At 72.5% G+C, this 19,066-nt stretch carries 13 protein-coding genes; 6 read left to right on the top strand and 7 right to left on the bottom strand.

Annotated elements, in window-relative coordinates; all coding sequences use genetic code 11:
* Positions 1 to 58: 58 nt before the first annotated feature.
* A complete protein-coding gene (locus ABD798_RS13195) occupies positions 59 to 1,426 on the top strand; it encodes an NlpC/P60 family protein (protein ID WP_344874317.1) in 1,368 nt (455 codons plus the stop codon).
* Positions 1,427 to 1,454: 28 nt separating this feature from the next.
* On the opposite strand, the gene ABD798_RS13190 is transcribed toward ABD798_RS13195, so the two are convergent.
* Positions 1,455 to 3,239 (bottom strand): serine/threonine-protein kinase, encoded by a 1,785-nt coding sequence (locus tag ABD798_RS13190; RefSeq protein WP_344874315.1) that lies wholly within the window; start codon positions 3,237 to 3,239, stop codon positions 1,455 to 1,457.
* Positions 3,240 to 3,473: 234 nt separating this feature from the next.
* Between ABD798_RS13190 and ABD798_RS13185 the strand changes: the two genes are divergently transcribed.
* Positions 3,474 to 4,682, top strand: a complete 1,209-nt coding sequence (locus ABD798_RS13185) for a cytochrome P450 family protein (protein ID WP_344874313.1) — start codon at positions 3,474 to 3,476, stop codon at positions 4,680 to 4,682.
* Between the two features lie 12 nt (positions 4,683 to 4,694).
* Positions 4,695 to 5,246 carry a molybdenum cofactor guanylyltransferase gene (gene mobA, locus ABD798_RS13180; protein WP_344874312.1) on the top strand — a complete coding sequence of 184 codons (552 nt, stop codon included), beginning with the start codon at positions 4,695 to 4,697 and terminating at the stop codon, positions 5,244 to 5,246.
* A 309-nt stretch (positions 5,247 to 5,555) separates the two neighbouring features.
* Here the strand turns inward: mobA and ABD798_RS13175 are convergent, their stop codons facing one another.
* From ABD798_RS13175 to ABD798_RS13160, 4 genes are all read right to left on the bottom strand, one after another.
* Complete coding sequence (locus ABD798_RS13175; protein WP_344874404.1) at positions 5,556 to 6,536, bottom strand: VWA domain-containing protein; 981 nt, start codon at positions 6,534 to 6,536, stop codon at positions 5,556 to 5,558.
* An 8-nt stretch (positions 6,537 to 6,544) separates the two neighbouring features.
* Positions 6,545 to 7,426 carry a DUF58 domain-containing protein gene (locus tag ABD798_RS13170; protein WP_344874402.1) on the bottom strand — a complete coding sequence of 294 codons (882 nt, stop codon included), beginning with the start codon at positions 7,424 to 7,426 and terminating at the stop codon, positions 6,545 to 6,547.
* A 92-nt stretch (positions 7,427 to 7,518) separates the two neighbouring features.
* Entirely contained in the window at positions 7,519 to 8,607 is a 1,089-nt protein-coding gene (locus tag ABD798_RS13165; protein WP_344874310.1) for an AAA family ATPase, read from the bottom strand.
* 142 nt (positions 8,608 to 8,749) lie between these two features.
* Entirely contained in the window at positions 8,750 to 9,124 is a 375-nt protein-coding gene (locus tag ABD798_RS13160; protein ID WP_344874308.1) for a hypothetical protein, read from the bottom strand.
* A gap of 87 nt (positions 9,125 to 9,211) precedes the next feature.
* Between ABD798_RS13160 and ABD798_RS13155 the strand changes: the two genes are divergently transcribed.
* Positions 9,212 to 12,136, top strand: coding sequence for an AfsR/SARP family transcriptional regulator (locus ABD798_RS13155; RefSeq protein ID WP_344874307.1), 2,925 nt, complete (start codon positions 9,212 to 9,214; stop codon positions 12,134 to 12,136).
* A gap of 166 nt (positions 12,137 to 12,302) precedes the next feature.
* Here ABD798_RS13155 and ABD798_RS13150 read toward each other — a convergent pair whose 3' ends face one another.
* Positions 12,303 to 15,272 (bottom strand): type 2 lanthipeptide synthetase LanM family protein, encoded by a 2,970-nt coding sequence (locus tag ABD798_RS13150; RefSeq protein WP_344874305.1) that lies wholly within the window; start codon positions 15,270 to 15,272, stop codon positions 12,303 to 12,305.
* 776 nt (positions 15,273 to 16,048) lie between these two features.
* Between ABD798_RS13150 and ABD798_RS13145 the strand changes: the two genes are divergently transcribed.
* Positions 16,049 to 16,411: a beta/gamma crystallin domain-containing protein gene (locus tag ABD798_RS13145; protein WP_344874303.1), complete on the top strand. Its 363-nt coding sequence runs from the start codon at positions 16,049 to 16,051 to the stop codon at positions 16,409 to 16,411.
* A gap of 51 nt (positions 16,412 to 16,462) precedes the next feature.
* Here ABD798_RS13145 and ligA read toward each other — a convergent pair whose 3' ends face one another.
* Positions 16,463 to 18,466, bottom strand: a complete 2,004-nt coding sequence (gene ligA, locus ABD798_RS13140) for an NAD-dependent DNA ligase LigA (protein WP_344874301.1) — start codon at positions 18,464 to 18,466, stop codon at positions 16,463 to 16,465.
* Positions 18,467 to 18,525: 59 nt separating this feature from the next.
* Between ligA and ABD798_RS13135 the strand changes: the two genes are divergently transcribed.
* Complete coding sequence (locus ABD798_RS13135; RefSeq protein WP_344874299.1) at positions 18,526 to 19,056, top strand: hypothetical protein; 531 nt, start codon at positions 18,526 to 18,528, stop codon at positions 19,054 to 19,056.
* Positions 19,057 to 19,066 lie beyond the last annotated feature (10 nt).

Genomic DNA, 19,066 nt, shown 5'->3' with positions numbered 1-19,066 from the left:
GCGTCGGGCCGCTCAGCGGGACCAGGGACCACCGTGGTCCGCCGTGGGAGGTGAGTTGATGTCGACTCGAAGGAGCGGCAGCACGCTCGTCAGCGTGGCGCTCGCGATGGTCACCGCGGTCGGCATCGCGGGCACGGCCCATGCCGTCCCCCCGCCGCCGCCCAACCCCAGCGACGCCGAGCTCCAGCAGGGGCGGGTGGACGTCGACTCCAAGGCCGGTGAGGTCGGCAAGCTGACCAACCAGCTGACCCAGGCCGAGACCAAGCTCCTGGAGCTCTCGGCCGAGGTCCAGCTGAAGATGGAGGACGCCAACAAGGCGCAGGTCGACCTCGACGAGGCCGAGGCCGCCGCACTCGCGGCCAAGCGCGAGGCCGACGGGGCCAAGGCCGAGGCCGACGCGGCGGGGCGGGCCATCGAGGAGGTCCGCAAGCAGGTCGACGCCTTCGCCAGCAGCAGCTACCAGCAGGGCAGCACGGTCGGCTCGATCCGCGCGCTGATGGGCGTGCGCAGCGCCGACGAACTGCTGGAGCGCCTGCGGATGCTCGACGCGGCCAGCGGCTCGCAGCTCACCGCGCTGGACAACATGCACCGGGCGCGCACCGACAAGGCCAACAAGGACTCGCTGGCCCGCAAGGCGCTGGAGGTCGCGAAGTCCAAGGAGGACGCGGCCGAGACCGCCAAGCGCACCGCCGACACCGCCCGCAACGCCGCCGTCAGCGCGCGGGCCGGGCAGGAGCGCAGGGCCGAGCAGCTGGAGAACGAGCGCAGCTCGGTCGAACGGCAGCTGGAGGAGGCCCGCAACCGGGTCGGCGGGCTGCAGAACCAGCGTCGCAGCTTCGAGAACTGGCAGGAGGCCAAGCGTCGCGAGGAGGCCGAGCTCGCCCGCCAGGCCGCCGAGGCCGCTGCCGCCGCCGCGTCCGAGGAGCGCAGGCGCACCGGTGGTGCCGCCTCCGGCGGAGGCAACCGGGGCACCGTGCAGAAGCCGACCAGGGTCGCGGGCAGCGGTGCCGTGCAGATCGTGATCAACCGCGCGCTCTCGCAGCTCGGCGTGATCTACGCGTGGGGCGGTGGCAACGGCAGCGGCCCGACGCGCGGTATCCGCGACGGCGGTGTCGCCGACGCCTTCGGCGACTACCGCAAGATCGGCTTCGACTGCTCCGGCCTGATGATCTACGCCTTCGCCGGGGTGGGCATCAACCTGGCGCACTACAGCGGCTACCAGTACAACTCCGGCCGCAAGGTGCCGCTGTCGCAGATGCAGCCCGGTGACATGCTGTTCTGGGCCCACAGCGGCGGTCGCATCCACCACGTCGCCATGTACATCGGCGGCGGGCGGATGGTCGAGGCCCCGTTCTCCGGAGCCCGCGTGCGCGTCACCTCGGTGCGCTACGGCGGCATCATGCCGTACGCGACCCGCCTGCTCTGAGGTTCTTCCGCCGACTGCCCCCGCGCCCTCAGGCCGGGGGCAGTCGGCGTTCGACGAGCTTGGCCAGCTCGACGGCCTTGGCGCAGAGCGCGGGCAGCGGGTCGGACTTGGTCTCCACGGCCACGTTGACCAGCTCGTCCCAGCGGTCGTTCCACGCGGCCTTCTTGTCGTACTTGCGGTGCACGATCCGCGTGGTGCAGACGTCGGCGCCGTCGTTGCCCGCCTTGCTGGTCTCCACGAAGGCGGTGCGCGAGCCGATCGTGATCTGCTCGCCGTCCTCGTCGGGGCCGGGGGAGAGCTGCCAGTTGCGCGAGAAGGTGATCTCGGCCTCGACCTTGCCCTTCTCCCACCAGCAGGTCCAGCCGCCGAGCTTGGGCTCGACGGGCATCCCCGCGACGCCGAGCACCTTGGTCAGATCGGCGTCCTCCAGCAGGGAGCACGCGTCGAGCCGCGCGAGCGACTCCTTCGCGAACGGCTCGTGGCGGCGCGGGATCTCGCCCCGGGAGAGCACGGCGAGCGCGTTGCTGAACGCGGCCTCGGCGACGGCACACAGGGGAGCGGGCTTCTTCTGCTTGTGCTCGGTGGTGATCTTGACCTGTCCGAGGTCGGGCAGCGCGATGGAGCGCACGCACCGGCCGTTCTTCTCCGGCGGGCGTTGCGGGAGCCCGAGCTGACCCGGCGTGTACGGCTGCTCCGCGTACTCCTCGCGCTGGTCGAACTCCGCCGCCACCGTGATCAGGTCCTGGTCCTCGGCGCTCTGCTTGATGTAGAGGCCGCAGCGGAGGAACTCGCCGTACTCGGAGTCGGAGGTGACCTCGCCGAAGGAGGCCACCGCCGCCGCGTCGAGCAGGGAGCACGGGTCGGCGGTGCGCGGGTCGCCGAGCGAGCCGGGGACCGCGGTCTGCCGCGTCAGGTAGACCGCCGCGCCCGCTACCAAGGCGATCGCGACGGCAGCTGCTCCGAGGGCGAGGGCGCGCCGCTTTCGCTTGCGGGGCAAGGAGAACACGGGTGTCGAGTCACCGGTGATCGCGTCGAGCAGCTCCTTCGCCCGCTCCGCGCTCGGTCGCCGCGCGGGGTCCTTGTCGAGCATCCGCGCCAGCACGGGCTCCAACGGGCCCGCGCGCTTCATCGGCTCGGTGACTCCGGAGGCGGCCCGGCGCAGCTGCGCGAACGGCCCGCGCGTGGACTCGCCCCACGGAGAACCGCCCTCGACGGCGGCGAAGAGCGTGGCGCCCAGGGAGAACACGTCGGAGGCGGACTTCGCGTCGTGCCCGTCGGCCACCTCGGGCGCGAGGTAGCCGGGCGTGCCGCCGACCTGGCCGCTGGTGGTGTGGGTGACCTCCGCCCACTGCGCGATCCCGAGGTCGGTGAGCTTGGCGGTGCCGTCCTCGGTGAGCATCACGTTGCCGGGCTTGATGTCGCGGTGCACCATGCGGCGCTCGTGCATCGCGGTGAGCGCGGCGGCGAGCTGGGCGCCGATCCGCGCGGTGGTGCCGGGGTCCAGCGGGCCGTCGGCGTCCAGGACCTCGGCCAGCGTGCGCGCGGGCAGGTACTCCATCACCAGCCAGCGCTCGTCCTCGTCCACCTCCTTGTCCACGACGACGTCGAAGACGGTGACCACGTGCGGGTGGTGCAGCCCGGCGCCGATCCGCGCCTCGCGGCGGATCTGGCCGTTGTCGCCCTCCTGCGAGCGCTTGAGCGCCACCACGCGCCCCAGCTCGGTGTCGGTGGCCCGCCACACCACGCCCATGGCGCCGGAGCCGATCCGCTCGTCGAGCCGGTAGCGCCCGGCGACCACCCGCTCATTCCCCATGGGCGGGCATCTTAGGCGTCCGCCCGTGATTACCGTTCGGCACGGCCCGAAAATCTGGTGTTCGCCTTAGTCCGATGGGGTGCGTGATTCGCGGGGAACCTTGTTCGGCGGAATGGTGACGAGGATGCTTGCCAGCCCAGAGCGAGTGCGACCGCATATTTGTGGTTGATCTACCGATCGCTTCACGGTCATTTCGCGTGTCCCGAAATGTTCGGCATACAGAAGGTGTTTTCGATGACGACTGGAATTCCCTCGTTCCCGGCAGCGGACGAGTCCGTGCTCGACACCTGCACCCGCCTCAGGGAGATCGGCCCCGTCGTCAAGGTCGCCTACCCCGGCGGGGTGCAGGCCTACCTCGCGCTGTCGCAGGCCGCCGCGCGCCAGATCATCGCCGGGGACAACAAGACCTTCCTCCGCGAGCCCGAGCACTGGCCCGCGCTGCACGACGGCACCATCGCGGAGGACTGGCCGCTGCGCGCGATCGTCCAGGGCAAGCACATGTCCACCACCGACGGCGAGCAGCACCGGCGGCTGCGCGGGCTGATCACCAAGGCGTTCACGCCCGCGCGGGTGCAGGCGCTGCGCCCCCGCGTGCAGGAGATCGTGGACGAGCTGCTCGACGGCCTGGCGGAGGCGGGCGACGGTGTCGACCTCGTGCCCGCCTTCACCGAGGCGCTGCCGATGTGGGTGATCTGCGAGCTGTTCGGCATTCCCCGCTCGGAGCGCGCCCAGGTGCGGCGGTGGACGACGCTGCTGCTCTCGCACACCACGCCGCCGGAGGAGGCCTTCGCGACGCAGAACGCCTACCTGGGCTACCTCAACGAGCTGGTGGCGCGCAAGCAGGCCGAGCCCGGCGACGACCTCACCTCTGGGCTCGTCCAAGCGCACGACGCGGGCGATCGGTTCACCACCGACGAGCTGGTCGGCGTGCTGTGGCTGATGGTGCTCGCCGGGCACGAGACCACTGTGCACATGCTGGGCAACGCGATCGTCGCGCTCGCGCAGAACCCCGATCAGCTGGAGCTGGCCAAGTCCGAGGACCGCTGGGCCGACGTGGTCGAGGAAACGTTGCGGTACCGGCACTCCGTGATGTGGACCAGCTTCCGGTTCACCGCCGAGGACGTCACCATCGACGGCGTGCCCATCCCCAAGGGCAACGCCGTCGGCGTGTCCTTCCAGGCGGCCGGGCTCGACCCGGAGGCCTACGGCGAGACGGCGGGGGAGTTCGACATCACCCGCGACCAGGGCGCGCACCTCGGCTTCGGCCACGGTCCCCGGTTCTGCGTCGGGGCGCACCTCGCCCGGCTCGAAGGGCAGATCGCGCTCGCCTCGCTCTACCGGCGGTTCCCGCGGCTGGGCCTCGCGATCGATCCGGCCGCCATCCCGTACTCGCCGTCGTTCATCACCATCGGCCCCACCTCCATCCCGGTGAACCTCGGCTGAGACCCTCCGGGGGTGGAGCTGATCGTGTTGGCGGGGGGCCAGGGGCGGCGCCTCGGCGGGCGGGACAAGGCGGCGATCGTGCTCGGCGGGCGGACGCTGCTGGACCGCGTGCTCGACGTGGTGCCGCCGGGCTCGCGGATCGTCGTGGTCGGGCCGCCCCGGGAGACCGCCCGGCCCGTGGTGTGGACGCGCGAGGAGCCGCCCGGCGGCGGTCCGGTCGCGGGGCTCGCGGCGGGCTTGGCGCTGGTGGACTCCGACCTCGTCGCGGTGCTCGCCGTCGACCAACCCGGTGTCACCGCGTCCACTGTGGACAGACTGCGCACCGCGCTGACCGCCGGTGTCGACGGGGTCGTTCTCGTCGACGCCGACGATCGTCCACAGTGGACTGCTGGTGTGTGGCGCACGCGGGCGCTGCGGCGCTGTCTGCCGGATTCCCCCGCAGGCGCCTCACTCCGCCGCGTCCTCGCCGCCCTCACCGTCCACCGCCTGCCTTCGGAGCACTCCGAGACCGACGACATCGACACCCCCGCCGACCTCACCCACTGGCACGCTCAATCCGACTAGCGCCTGTCCTGCAAGTGATTGCGCTGTGTGTTCCGGTCACGGTGTCGCTGGGGTCGGGGTGTCTTCAAGACCAGCAAACCCCGCTGTTGATCATCGTTAACCGCCGCAAACCCTGCGGTGTTGCGGGGTTTGCTGTCGTTGAAGACGGCTGGGGTGGGGGTTGGGTGGTCTTGAAGAGCAGCGAACCTGATGACGTGCGGGACAGGCCTCAGCCCCACCGTCCGCGCCCACTCAACGCCCCCCGGGGGAGGTTGGGTGGGCGGCGGGAGGCGTGGTGTTCGTGGGTCTTGAAGACCGCGGAACGGCGCCTCAGGGGATGCGTTGGCCGAGCACGAGGGAGACGGCGGCGGCGATGAGCAGGGTCAGCGTGCCCAGCACCACCCACGGGCGGCTGGCGTCGGCGCGCTTGGTCTCGTAGCCGATCTGCTCGCCGAGGTTGTCGTAGACCCGGCGCAGCTCGCTCTCGGTCGCCGCCTTGTGGAAGTCGCCGCCGGAGAGCGTGGCGATCTGCTTCATCGAGTCGTCGTCCACCGGGACGAGCTGCGAGCGGCCGTCGATCTCGATGCTGCCGTACTCGGTGCCGAAGGAGATGGCCGAGATCGGCATGCCCGCGTTCTTGGCGTTCTTGGCCTCGGCGAAGGCCCCGCGCGGTTCGTCCAGGCTCGCGGGGATGGTCTGCTTGCCGTCGGACATCAGCACGATCCGCGACGGAGGGCGGCCGTCGGGGCCGGTGATGAGCTTGCCGAAGGAGTCGACGGCGGCCACGGCCGAGGCGATGGAGTCACCGGTCGCGGTGCCCGCGCCGAGGCGCAGGTTGTCGATCGCGTGCTTGACCGGGGCCCGCTCCGCCGTCGGCGCGACGACCACGGCGGCCGAGCCCGCGAAGGAGATCAGCCCGAGGTTCACGCCGGGGGTGAGCCCGTCGGCGAAGGCCTTGGCCGCGTTCTGCGCGGCGGTGAGCCGGTCCGGCTTCACGTCGGTGGACTTCATCGACAGCGACACGTCGATCACCAGCATCACGGTCGCCCGGTTGCGCGGCACCCGCTGCTCGCCGGTCGGGCCGGTCATCGCCACGGTCAGCAGCGCCATCGACACCAGCAGCAGCGCGGGCGCGACGTGGCGCACCCAGCCCTGGCGCTTCGGCGCGACCTTCTCCAGCAGCTCCAGGTTGGTGAAGCGCATGACGTTGCGCTTGCGCCGCCGCTGCGCCCACAGGTACCAGCCCAGCAGCGCCACGACCGCGACGAACAGCAGGAACCACCACGGGTGGGCGAAGCCCGTCACGCTCAGGCCGAACATCAGGCTCCCCCTCCCGACCAGCGCTGCTTGCGGCGCACCACGAAGCGCAGGATGTCGGCGATCCAGTCAGAGTCGGTGCGCAGCACCAGGTGCGAGGCCCCGACCCCGCGCAGCGCGGCGGCCACCTCGTCGCGGTGCGCGGCCGCCGCGGCGGCGAACTCCCTGCGCAGCAACGGGGTCGCGTGCACCTCGCGCTGGCCGCCGGTCTCCGGGTCGGCCAGCACCACGGTGCCCACGTCGGGCAGTTCCACATCGCGCGGGTCGAGCACCTCGATCGCGAGCAGGTCGTGCCGGGCGGCCAGTCCGCGCATCGCGCGCAGCCAGTCCACCGGGCCGAGGAAGTCCGAGATGATCACGGCGAGCCCGCGCCTGCGCGGCGGGCGGCGCAGCTGCTCCAGCGCGGCGGCGAGATCGCCTCGCGTGCCCTCGGGCGCCGAAGGCTGCTCGGCCGCCTTGCGGACAAGGCCGCGCGCGTACGGCAGGCCGCCGCGCGCGGGGAAGCGGACCGTGCTCTCGCCGTTGGCGACGACCGCGCCGATCCGGTTGCCGCCGCCCCTGGTCAGGTGCGCGACGGCGGCCAGCGCCGCGATGCCGAGGTCGCGCTTCTCGCAGCCCGCCGTGCCGAAGTCCATGCTCGGCGAGCGGTCCAGCACGACCCAGGTCTCCAGCTCGCGGTCGGCTACGGTCTCCCGGATGTGCGCCTCGGTGGTGCGCGCGGTGACCGACCAGTCCATCCGGCGCACGTCGTCGCCGGGCTGGTAGAGCCGCGCCTCACCGGGCTCGGTGCCGGGTCCGGGCACCAGGCCGAGGTGGTTGCCCTGGAGCAGGCCGTCCAGCCGCCGCATCACGGTCAGCTCCAGCGTGCGAAGCCCGGCCTCCATCCGTCCGCCCCGCAACGACGGGGGCGCCCAGGACGGGCGCGCCTCCTGCTCGACGTTCTGCGGGGTGCTCTGCGGGGTGTTCTGCGCGGGGCTCACTGCCTGGGCGCGGCCTGCGCGGGTGCCTGCGGCATGGGCTGGCCGGGCGGCGGGCCCTGCTGCGGCCGCGCGGAGACCTGCGGCAGCGGCACCGTCTGGAGCACGCGGCTGATGATGTGGTCGACCGGGACGCCGTCGGCGAGCGCGTCGTAGGACAGCACGAGGCGGTGGCGCAGCACGTCCGGCACCACGTCCACCACGTCCTGCGGCAGCACGTAGTCGCGCCCGCGCACCAGGGCCAGCGCCCGGGACGCGGCGACGATGCCGAGGGTGGCGCGCGGCGAAGCGCCGTAGGCGATCCAGCCCGCCACGTCGGTCAGGCCGTGCTCGGTGGGCTGGCGGGTGGCGAGCACGACGCGCACGACGTAGTCGACGAGCGCGTGGTGCACGAACACCTGCGCGGCCACGCCCTGGAGCCGAACCAGCTCCTGCGCGGTGAGCACCTGGTGCGGGGCCGGGGGCTGCACGCCCATCCGGTAGACGATCTCGCGCTCCTCCTCGGCGGAGGGGTACTCGACGAGGATCTTGAACAGGAAGCGGTCGCGCTGCGCCTCGGGCAGCGGGTAGACGCCCTCGTTCTCGATCGGGTTCTGGGTGGCCATCACCAGGAACGGGTTGGGCATCGGGAAGGTCTTGCCGCCGATGGAGACGTGCCGCTCGGCCATGACCTCCAGCAGCGCCGACTGCACCTTGGCCGGGGCGCGGTTGATCTCGTCGGCGAGCACGAAGTTGGCCACGACCGGGCCCAGCTCCACGTCGAAGCTCTCGCTGCCCTGGCGGTAGATCCGGGTGCCGAGGATGTCGGCGGGCACCAGGTCGGGGGTGAACTGCAGGCGGTTGAAGGAGCCGCCCACCACGCGCGCGAAGGTCTCCACGGCGAGGGTCTTGGCCACACCGGGCACGCCCTCCAGCAGCAGGTGGCCCTTGGCGAGCAGGCCGACCAGCATCCGCTCGACGAGGCGGTCCTGCCCGACGATCACCCGCTTGACCTCGAACACCGTGCGCTCCAGCAGCTGGGCGTCACGGGCGGGGGTCTGCGGTGCGGCGGGGGCTGCCGTGCCCTCGGCGTGCCCGGGGTCGGTCACAGGGGTTCCTCCTCGACGAGAACGCTCAAAGCTGTTCGGGGACGACTTTAGGCACCATGTGACCACGCGCCCGACGCACCCCGGCGTGTAGCAAACCCCTCGGGCGGTGTGACCGCTGTGAAAGCGCGATCCTCTCCCCTGATCAGGTCGGCAGGACCGCGTGCCTGAGGTCGACGCCGCGCAGCGAGACGCCCATCTCCCGGCTCGCCCCGTACGCGAGGAATCCTCCGAGACCAAGGCTGAGCGCCACCACCGGCGCGGTCAGGCCGAAGAGGGCGACCGGGACGGCGAGGCAGGCCAGCGAGGCGGCCCACCGCAGCGACCGCCTCGCGCGCGTCGCACGCACGCAGCGAACGGTGAAGGCCAGCGGTTTGGCGCACACCGGGCAGCGGGTCGACCTGCGCACCGCCGCCGCCCCGTCCTCGGGGCGCTCGACCAGCCACGTCGCGCCCTCGTGGACCCCGGAGGCCCAGTGCGCGACGATCACCCACTGGTCCCGCTCCAGCATGATCGACACCGGTGCTCGTCCTTTCGCGCCAAGGGGATGGGGCACGGTAGGGAGCGCACCCCGGGACCGGTCCCCGGGCGGCACTAAGCTCGCTGCGTGGAGACGCCGAGGTTCCGCCTGCTCGGACCGCTGGAGGTGCGCGCGCCCGACGGCTGGCGCGGTGCCAGGGCGGCGAAGCAGCGCTCGGTGCTGGCCCTGTTGTTGCTGCACGCCAACCAGGTCGTCTCGGTGGAGCGCCTCGTCGCCGAGGTGTGGCCGGAGGAGCCGCCCGGCTCGGCGGTCAACGCCGTCCAGGTCTACGTGCACCAGATCCGCCAGCTCCTCGGCGGCCCCTGCCTGTTCACCCGATCCGGTGGATACGTGCTGGACGTGGGCGCGGGTGAGCTGGACGCCGACCGCTTCACCCAGCTCGCCGCGCGCGGCCGGGCCGAGCTGGACCGGGGCGAGCACGACCGCGCCGTCGCCACCACGGGCGAGGCTCTGGCGCTGTGGCGCGGCACCGCGCTCGCCGACGTGCCGCACGGGCCGACGGTCTCCGCCGAGCGCACCCGCCTGGAGGAGCTGCGCTGGTCGGCCCGGCAGACGCTGGTGGACGCGCGGCTCGGCCTCGGCCACTACGCGGAGGTCATCGGCGAGCTGCGCGCGCTCACCGCTGAGCAGCCGCTGAACGAGGGGCACTGGGCCAGGCTGATGACGGCGCTCTACGGCGCCGGTCGGCAGGCCGACGCGCTGGAGGCCTACCGGCAGGCCCGCGAGACGCTGGTGCACGCGCTCGCGGTGGAGCCGGGAGAGCGGTTGCGCCGCAGGCACGCCGACATCCTCGCCGGAGTGCCCGCCGCGACGCTCGTCGGCTCCACCAAACCGTCCACTGTGGAGGGACAGGCGGCCTCGGCCGTCGCGTGGTCGGAGCTGCCAGCGGAGCTCCCCGCCGAGCCCGCGGGCTTCACCGGCCGCGAGGAAGAGATTTCCCTGCTGGAGCAGGCGATCCGGCGCGGCACCCAGGTGGTGGCCATCGACGGACCGGCAGGAGTCGGCAAGACGGCGTTGGCCGTCCACTTCGGACACCGGACGGCCGCGCGGTTCCCCGACGGTCAGCTCTACGTCGACCTGCACGGCTACAGCGCCGAACCGCCGATGACGCCGGAGGAGGCCATCGGCCGGTTGCTGCGCTCGCTCGGCGTGCCCGAGGGGCGGGTGCCCACCCGCCGGGACGAGGCCGCCGCGCTGCTGCGCAGCACGCTCACCGGCAAGCGGCTGTTGCTCGTGCTGGACAACGCGCGCGGCACGGAGCAGGTCCGGCCGCTGCTGCCCGGCACGCCCGGCTGCACGGTGCTGGTGACCAGCCGCAGCAGGCTCGGCGGGCTGGTCGCGCTCAACGGCGCGGAGTCGGTGAGCCTCGGCATGTTCTCCACGGAGACTGCGCTGCGGTTGCTGGCGCGGCTGATCGGCGCGGATCTCGTGCGCGCCGACCAGGAGAAGGCGCGGGAGCTGGCCGAGCGCTGCGGGCACCTCCCGCTCGCGCTGCGGGTGGCGTGCGGGCAGCTGCTGACCAACACCCGCGTCGGGCTCGGCGAGTTCGTCGAACGGCTCCGCGGCGCCGAACGCCTTGCCGCGCTGGAGATCCCCGACGATCCGCACGCGGCGGTGCGCGCGGCCTTCGAGCGCTCGTACCAGATGCTGGAGCCCGACGAGCGCCGGGTTTTCCGCCGCCTCGGGCTCATCCCGGGAACGGACTTCCCGCTCGCCGCGGCCGCGTGCGTGTCACCGGGCCAGGTGGACGTGCCGAGGACGCGGGCCTGGTTGCGGCGGCTGCTGGAGGGGCACCTGATCGAGGAGGTGCTGCCCGGCCGCTACCGTTTGCACGACCTGCTCCGCGAGTACGCCGCGCAGCTGGCCGTCGCCGAGGACGGTGAGGACGGCAGCCGTGCCGTGCTGCGCAGGCTGGTGCTGTGGTCGATGCACAGCGCGCGGATGGCGACCGAGACCGACCTCGGCGGCCAGGCCAACGCGCTGCTCTACACCGAGCCCGACCCGGAGTGCCCGCCGAAGGACTTCACCTCGGTCGCCGAGGCCTTCCGGTGGCTGAACGCCGAGCAGGACAACCTGGTCGCCAGCGTTGTGAGGGCCGAGTCCGCCGGGTTGCCCGAACTGGCGTGGCAGTTCGCCGTCGTGCTGACCCCGCACTTCGACCGCACCAGGAACTACCAGCACTGGATCACCGCCAACGAGGCCGGGCTGCGCGCCGCGCGGCGCACCGGTGACCCCTGCGCCGAGGTCAGCATCGTGACCGGGCTGGGAAGCGCGGCCCACCAGATGCACCGGCTCGACGAGGCGCTGCGCCACAGCCTCCGCGCGCTGGAGCTGACCGTCGAGCTGGACCGGCCGCGCGGTCTGCGCTCCGTGCTGCACAACCTCGGCGGGGTCTACCTCTCGCTCGGGCGGATGGTCGAGGCCGAGGACTGCCTGATCCGATCGCTGGAACTCTCCCGCCAGCTCGAGGACGAGGGCACGGCCGCGCTCAGCAGGCTCAGCCTCGGCGAATTGTGCGCGCAGACCGACCGGCCGACCGAGGCGCTAGAGCACTTCGCCGACGCCCTGAAGGTCTTGGAGCGCCTGGGAAACCGGTGGTCGGCCGCGCTCGCGCGCCTGCACCTCGCCGAGGCGCAGGCGCGCGTCGGAACGCCGGTCCCCGCGCGGGCCAACAGCGAGCTGGGACTGGCCCAGATGCGCGAGCTCGGCAACGAGTGGGGCGAGGCGCTGGCGCTGCGCGTGCGGGGCCTCGTGCACCGGGCGGAGGGGCGCGCGCACGAGGCGATGATCTGTTCGCTGCGCAGTTCGCGGATGTTCCACGACAGCGCCGACCGCTACGAGCACGCACTGTCCACAGTGGAGCTCGGAAGGGCGTTCATGGCGCTGGGCAAGCCCGGCGAGGCCGACCGCGCCTGGCGGGAAGCTCTGGCGATCTACCAGGAGATCGGCAGCCACCAGGCCGCGCGGGTCCACGAACTTCTCGGTGGCTAGAGCCTGTCCCGCACGCGGCTGAGCTGTGTGGTCCCGTCACGGTGCCGCTGCGGGTCGGGGTGTCTTCAAGACCACCAAACCCTCCTGTTGATCATCTCTAACTGCCACAAACCCTGCGGCCGGGGGTCTTGAAGACCGGCGAACCTGACGACGTGCAGGACACCGGCTAAGGCATTCTCGGCGGTTCCAGCAGCAGCACCGACGGCACCAGTTCCGGCGCGACCAGCCGCAGCAGGTTGTAGCCGATCCCGGCCCTGCCGTGCATCAGCCCCGGCACCGACTCCGGACGCGCGGGCCCGGTGCTCCAGCCCGCTTCGCGGCCACGGTCGCGCACCGCGCGCACGGCCTGCCCGCACCGCCGCTGACCGTCCACATCGGAGCGTCGGTGCGCCGCGAGCACGAGCAGCTCCAGCGCGCCGAGGTCGCCGTGGCACAGGCCGTGATCGCCCACGGAGGCCAGCAGCCCACCGGTCTCCCCGAACAGCGCGAGCGCGGTCGTTCGCTCGGTCGCGTCCAGGTCGTCCTCGACGTCCCAGCGCGAGCCGAGCGCGGCGATGCCCGCCCTGGCCAGGCCGACCCCGGGAACCCCGTGGCACCAGCCCAGCAGCGGGGCGTCGCCGTCGGCCGCCGTGCAGCCCTCCGCCCTCGGCGCGGCCCAGTCGTGGCGGTCGGGGTGCAGGTGGTCGCGCTCGTGGCGCAGCGCGGCCCGCACGGTCTCGGCGTACTCCGGGCGCGGGTCGACCGTGTGCAGCCGGGCCAGCGCGTAGGCGATCCCGCTCGCCCCGCGCGAGAGCCCGATGGCGGTCCCCGGCACCAGCGCGGGGGCGCGCACCAGCCGCGTGCCCGCCGCGTGCGCCACCTCCAGCGCCTGCGAGCCCGGGAGCACCTCGTGCAGCCCGAGCGCGACGAGTATCGCGCCGACACTGCCGCTGACCAGGTCGAAGCGCTGGTCGTGCTGGACGTGCGCGGCGAGCGGGCGCAGCAGCGACTGGGCGAGGCCGAGCAGGTCCTGCCGGTCGAGCAGGACCGAGGTGTGCGTCAGGTAGTGGATCAGCCCGCCGACCGCGCCGAATGCTCCGGCGTCGGGCCGGTCCAGCGCGCAGCGGCCGAGCCCTTCGGCGGCGCCGCGCCCCCATCGCGCGAGGTGGTCGGCGACGGCGTGCGCGGTCCCGGTGACCTCGGTGTCCCTGGTGTAGGCGGAAACCGTGGACAGGAACAACCCGATGCCCGCCGTTCCCGAGCGCAGGTCCTTGGGCGCGGGCCCCAGCTCCCAGTGCCCGCCGCCTGCTGGGTTCAGTGCGATCCACCCGATCGCGCCGTTGCGCCGCACCGCCTGGCGGCACAGCCCCTTGGCCAGGTCGACCGCCTCCGCGACCGCCTCGGGGTAGCGCAGCGGCTCCTCCGGCAGCGCCTCCGGCGGCGGCGCGGGCCGGGACCGCGCGAGGCGTCCCGGCGCCGGCACGTCCAGCGCCTGCCGGATGAGCGAGAGCTGGCGCAGCATCCCCGGCTCGGTCAGCTCGCTGATCCGGCGGATCGCGATGTCCAGCGGCGGCTCGGCCAGCATCGGGCCCAGCGCCTTGCCCTCGCGGTTCCACACGAGCGTGCTGTGCGCGCGGGAGAAGTAGCTCGGCAGCACCCCCGCCCGCAGCGCGTACAGCTCGTCGTTGCACAGCAGCTCGCGCGGGCTGTCGCCAGAATCGTTGGCGGACAAGGACACCAGGCTCCGGTCGCGGTCGACGCCGTCGCGCAGGTGCTCCGGCCGCAGGCTGTCGGCGAGCACCTCGCGGTAGCGGTCGGGATCGCGCGGCACGTGCCGCACGGGCACCTCGGTGAACGTCGAGAGCAGTCCGCCGACGGCCAGCCACGCGCCCCAGTCCACGGCGACCGCGCGGTAGGTCCACTCGAACCCGGCCAGCATGTCCTCGCGGTGCTCGCGCGGATCGACCGGCTCACCCCCCAGGCTGGTCAGCGGCTTGGTGCCGATCACGCCGACGCCGAGGACGCCCTCGCGCATCAGCTCCACCGCCGGGTCCTGCCGCCCCGGCCCGCGCATCGAGTCCGCCGGGCGCCCGCGCAGCAGCACCTGCGCGTCGACCAGCACCGGGTGCTCGCCGTGCGCGATCACGCCGCGGTGCGGCGCGTCCGAGCCGTCCAGCACGTACATCAGCGCGGTGAGCGCGCCGACCCGCCAGTGGAACGCGCGCGCCTGCGCCTCCGTGCGGCACGGCTTCGCGGCGACGTGGCACATCCAGCCGTAGTTCTCCTTGCGCAGCACGGGAACCGGCAGCAGGTCGTGCTCGGGCTCGCGCTCGTTGAACCACGCGCAAACCGACGCCCACGCGTGGTCCGCCTCGACCCCGTGCGGGCGGTGGACCACGCTGAGGTTCTCGAAGGCCAGCACGGTGCTGCGCTCGCCGAAGTCGACCGAGACCAGCTCGCCCAGCGGTTCACCGCAGACCCGTTGCAGCTCGACGTGGTCCCGCACCAGGCGCTGCGCGAAGGCCGTGCGCTCGTGCAGCCAGGTCCGCAGCACGTCGTTGACGTAGCGCAGCAGCACGGGATAGGTGTTCCAGACGTGCAGCTGCTCCTGCACGGTCGTGGCCTCGTCGGCGCCGGGAACACCGGAGACCGCGTCGGCGACCCGCTGGCGCGGCCACGCGGACACCAGGAGCTCCGGCAGCCGCGCCAGCCCGGGCGCTCCGCTCGTCGCGGGCAGCCGCCGCAACCGGTTGTGCAGCACGCGCTGGTAGCCGCGCACGATCTCGGTGACCGCGCGCATCCCGGTCAGCTCCTCGTCCGAGGCCAGGTGGCCGTCGTTCCCGGGCGGCCCGCCGTAGCAGCGCGCCCGCTGCACCTGGGTCAGCCAGTCCGGCACCGGGGCGCGGTCCTCGCGGCCCGTCGGCGAGCCGAACGTGCGCCACAGCGAGTCCAGCTTGAACCCCAGCACCCCCGCCGCCCGGCGGCTGGCCGCCGAACCGTCCACGAAGGACGCGTTCCACCGGCTCATCCGGCGCTCGGCGCGCTTGGTGTCGCGCACCGGGGCGGTGGGCAGCTCGTGCAGGTAACGCGCGTCGGCCCAGCGCAGGTCGGCGGTGGACCAACCCGCGTCGAGCGGGGACACGGGCGGGACGGTCATGGCACTCCTCGGCAGACGATGACCGGCCCGAGCGGTTCTCTGAACGTTTTTCGGAGAATTCCCCGGACCGGCGGTCGCCGGCCCCGCCCCACGCGGCTGTTGCCCCTGCATCACCCGGCGCACAGGACCGGCGACCAGCGGGGGACTCCCCCGCGAGAAGCAGCCTCAACAAAGGCCTTGAAGTAGCGCTTAAGCGACGCTGAACCGCCCGCGAAATAGGTGAGCGACCGCTTCTCGGAGCGCGCGCATGATCTGTTCTTAACAATTTCCGGGTCGCCTGCACCGGTCCGCGCCGCCGTGCCGTGGTCATGCCCGCTCCCACGCTCGCCCGCTGGTCTCTTGGCTGCTCAGGGCGAGGGCGGGTGGGGTTGCCGGGCTAGTGGTGCCGGGTGATGTCGATGCTTTCGCACGTGTTCCTGCCGTGTGCAGATGGTGGCAACGGGGAAACTGCCGGCGCTGCTTCCGGCTGGACGCACTCCGGCCCTGGCGGGCCACCGGATCGCGGTGGCTCGCCTCCACGCCCGCCCGATCCGCTCCGTCCGGCGCAATGGCGGCCAGGGTATTCAGGCGACGATATCTCCGCGACACCCTTCTGAATACAATTCATGTTGAGCGGCGGGGTCGCCAGGGTCTTTCCGTCCTTCAGGTGAGGGGCTTCGCCTGCGTGTGAAGTCTGTGACCGCGAGCGGGGCGGAGTCGTGATTATTTTGCCGACCGAGCGTTCGGCGAGAGTCGTCAGATGTGATTTCTGCTCGTGTACGGAGGATGTTGTGAGAATGAGGACGCTGTCTGCGGCGCTCGCGCTGTGCGCGGCCACGGTCGGCCAGACCGGTGTGGCTCAGGCGGCACCTGCCAGTGAACGCGCTGCGGGAACTGCGGCTAACTCGATCCAGAGTGTCCGCTGCGGTGACCCAGCGTTCTTGACGATCATGCGCTACGACGGCCCGCTCCATTGCTTCGCCTATGCGGGAACCATGTCGGTCGCGCTCTACGACGTCTTCGCGATCGACACCGGCAACAACAGCGTGCGGATCACTTACAAGACCATTCAGGGGCGGGTGCTCGAAGCTCGGTTCGGCAAATGGACCCGGAACGACCTCGATTCGCTGGTCGCTGTGACCGAGATCCAGATCTACTGACCCCCGTTCGCGCTGTCCCTTGTGGACGTCCACAAGGGACAGCGCGAGGGCTCAGACGATGTTGGCGGCGATGAGCTGCTGCCAGATCTCGGCCTGGTCGACGACCTCGACACCGAGCTTCTCCGCCTTGGCGAGCTTGCTCTCGCCGACCCCGGCCCCGGTGATGAGCAGATCGGTGTTGGCCGACACCGAGGTCGCGGTGGTCGCGCCCGCCTTCTCGCACAGCCGTTGGAAGGTCGGCCTCGCGACCTTCTCCCCGGAGCGCGGGTCGTTGATCGCGCCGGTGATCACCACGCTCTTGCCCGCCAGCGGCGCCCCAGCGGCGACCACCGGCGGCAGGTCCTCCTCGCGCACGTCCAGCGAAACACCCGCCGCGCGCAGGCGCTCCAGCTCCGGGCGCAGCCGGGTCAGGTGCTCCACCAGCGAGGCGGCCACCTTCGGGCCGATGTCTTCCACGGCGACCAGTCCGTCGACGCCCGCGTCGAGGACCTCCTCAAGCGAGCCGAAGCCGGAGCGGCACAGCCGGGCGGCGGTGCCGTCGGAGGCCATCGGGATCGCCAGGCCGATCAGCGCCCTGCGCAGGCCGACGCCCCGGCTGGCGTCGATGGACTCGATCATGCGCGTCGCCGAGACCTCGGCGATGCGGTCGAACTCCAGCAGGCGCTCCTTGGTCAGCGCGTAGAAGTCCGACGGCCGCTCCAGCAGGCCCGCCTCGGCCAGCCGCTCGATCCACACCTGCCCGATGGCGTCGATGTCGGCGGCCGCGCGCGAGGCCCAGTGGATCAGCCTCCGCACGGTCTGCGCGGGGCAGGAAACGTTGGTGCAGAACAGTTCCCGGCTGTTGCCCTGCTCGGTCAGCGGCTGCTCGCAGGACGGGCAGGCGCTCGGCGGGACGATCTCGCGCTCCTCGCCGGTGCGCTTGGCGGCGTCGAGCACCCCGGCCACGAACGGGATCACATCGCCCGCGCGGCGCACCAGCACGGTGTCGCCGATCTTGATCCCGCGAGCGCGGATGACCTCCTGGTTGGCCAGCGTCGCCCTGGTCACGGTCGTTCCGCCGACGAAGACCGGCTCCAGGTGCGCGACCGGAGCGATCTTGCCGGTCTTGCCGACGTCCCAGACCACGTCGGCGAGCACCGTGGTCTTCTCCTCGGCCGCGAACTTGTACGCCAGCGCCCCGCGCGGGGAGTTGGAGCGCGTCCCCGCCGCCCTGTAGGCGTCGCGGTCGGCCAGGCGCAGCACCGCGCCGTCGAGGTCGTAGTCCAGGTCGTTGCGCTGCCGCTCGATCTCGGCGATGACCTCCTGAGCGGCTTCGGCATCCGCGCAGCGGCGCATGTCGGCCGCGGTGAACCCGAGCGCGTTCAGCGCGCTGCCGAGGTCGGCGTCCGTGCTGTCCGGGTCGGTGGCCAGGTCGAAGGCGAAGAAGCACAGCCGCCGCTCGGCGACCGTGGCCGGGTCCTTCGCGCGCAGCGTGCCCGCCGCCGCGTTGCGCGGGTTGATCAGCGGCTTGTCCGGGTGCGCGGTGTTGTAGGCGGCGAAGGTGGAGCGCAGCATGACCGCCTCGCCCCGCACCTCCACCCGGCCCGGCGCGTCGACGCGCTCCGGCACCCCGTCGGTCAGCGCGCGCACCAGCGGCGTCACATCGTCGCCGGTCGTGCCATCGCCCCTGGTGACAGCCCTGGCCAGCCTGCCGTCCTCGTAGACCAGCGCCAGCGACAGGCCGTCGAGCTTCGGCATGACCACCACCGGCTGGCCTGGGAAGCGGTCGAAGAACGCCGCGACCTGCTCCGGCTTGGTCGCCTTCTCCAGCGACAGCATCGGCCGCGAGTGCCGCACCGGCGCGTGCAGCACCGACGGCGCGCCGACCTGCTCCAGCGGGTTCGGATCGGGTGCCAGCTCCGGGTGCGCCTCGATCAGACCGCGCAACTCGTCCTCGATCGCGTCGTACTCCGCGTCCGCGACCAACGGCGAACCCCGATAGTAGGCGTCGCGCAACGCCACGATCTGGTCCGCAAGCTCAGTGATTCTCTGGGCGATCCGCTCCTCTACCTGCACAGGGAGGACGCTACCTGTCCCCACCGACACCGGGACCGGTCCCGGCCGGGGGTGGTTTCGTGTCGCGCGTGAAGAAGCTCCTGTGCGCCGGACTCGTCCTCGCTCTCGCTGGGTGCGGCAGCGCCCCTCCACCCGCCGAGCCGCCGCCGACCCAGGCTCCGACGACCCAGACTCCGACGACCACGCCCGCTCCGACCACCACGACCACTCCGCCGCCCCCGCCCACCCTGTCGGTCGCCGCCAACGGCTCGGACTACAAGGTGTGCGCGAGCGGCAGCTGCGAGGTCGCGCTGGCGAAACCGGTCACGATCCGCTTCGGCGGCTCCGCGCCCGGCAAGATCGTCATCAAGTCCGTCTCGGCCGACAGCGCGGAGTTCGAGCTGACGCTGAACCGCGGCGGCGGCGGTTCGGGCACGCTCAAGCCCGGGTGCTCCGCGTTCTCCTTCGGCGGCGGTGGCGGGTTCGGCAGCCTCGCCGGTCCGAGCAAGGAATGCGCGAGCAGCGGGCCCGAGGCCAAGCCCGGATCGGTCACGCTCCAGATGCCCGGCGTGCAGGACGGCGCGCCGATCCTGCGCATCGTGACCGCGTGAGGAGGTGCGC

It is taken from the genome of Allokutzneria multivorans (assembly GCF_039537405.1).
Classification (GTDB): Bacteria; Actinomycetota; Actinomycetes; order Mycobacteriales; family Pseudonocardiaceae; genus Allokutzneria; species Allokutzneria multivorans.
Note: the sequence above shows the minus strand (reverse complement) of the source record. Positions and strands in the feature narration are given on the sequence as shown.

Coding starts and splice junctions, on each gene's coding strand:
- ABD798_RS13150 (WP_344874305.1), bottom strand. CDS start 15,272: ATGACCGTCCCGCCCGTGTCCCCGCTCGACGCGGGTTGGTCCACCGCC.
- ABD798_RS13185 (WP_344874313.1), top strand. CDS start 3,474: ATGACGACTGGAATTCCCTCGTTCCCGGCAGCGGACGAGTCCGTGCTC.
- ABD798_RS13145 (WP_344874303.1), top strand. CDS start 16,049: ATGAGGACGCTGTCTGCGGCGCTCGCGCTGTGCGCGGCCACGGTCGGC.
- ABD798_RS13170 (WP_344874402.1), bottom strand. CDS start 7,426: ATGGAGGCCGGGCTTCGCACGCTGGAGCTGACCGTGATGCGGCGGCTG.
- ABD798_RS13195 (WP_344874317.1), top strand. CDS start 59: ATGTCGACTCGAAGGAGCGGCAGCACGCTCGTCAGCGTGGCGCTCGCG.
- ABD798_RS13190 (WP_344874315.1), bottom strand. CDS start 3,239: ATGGGGAATGAGCGGGTGGTCGCCGGGCGCTACCGGCTCGACGAGCGG.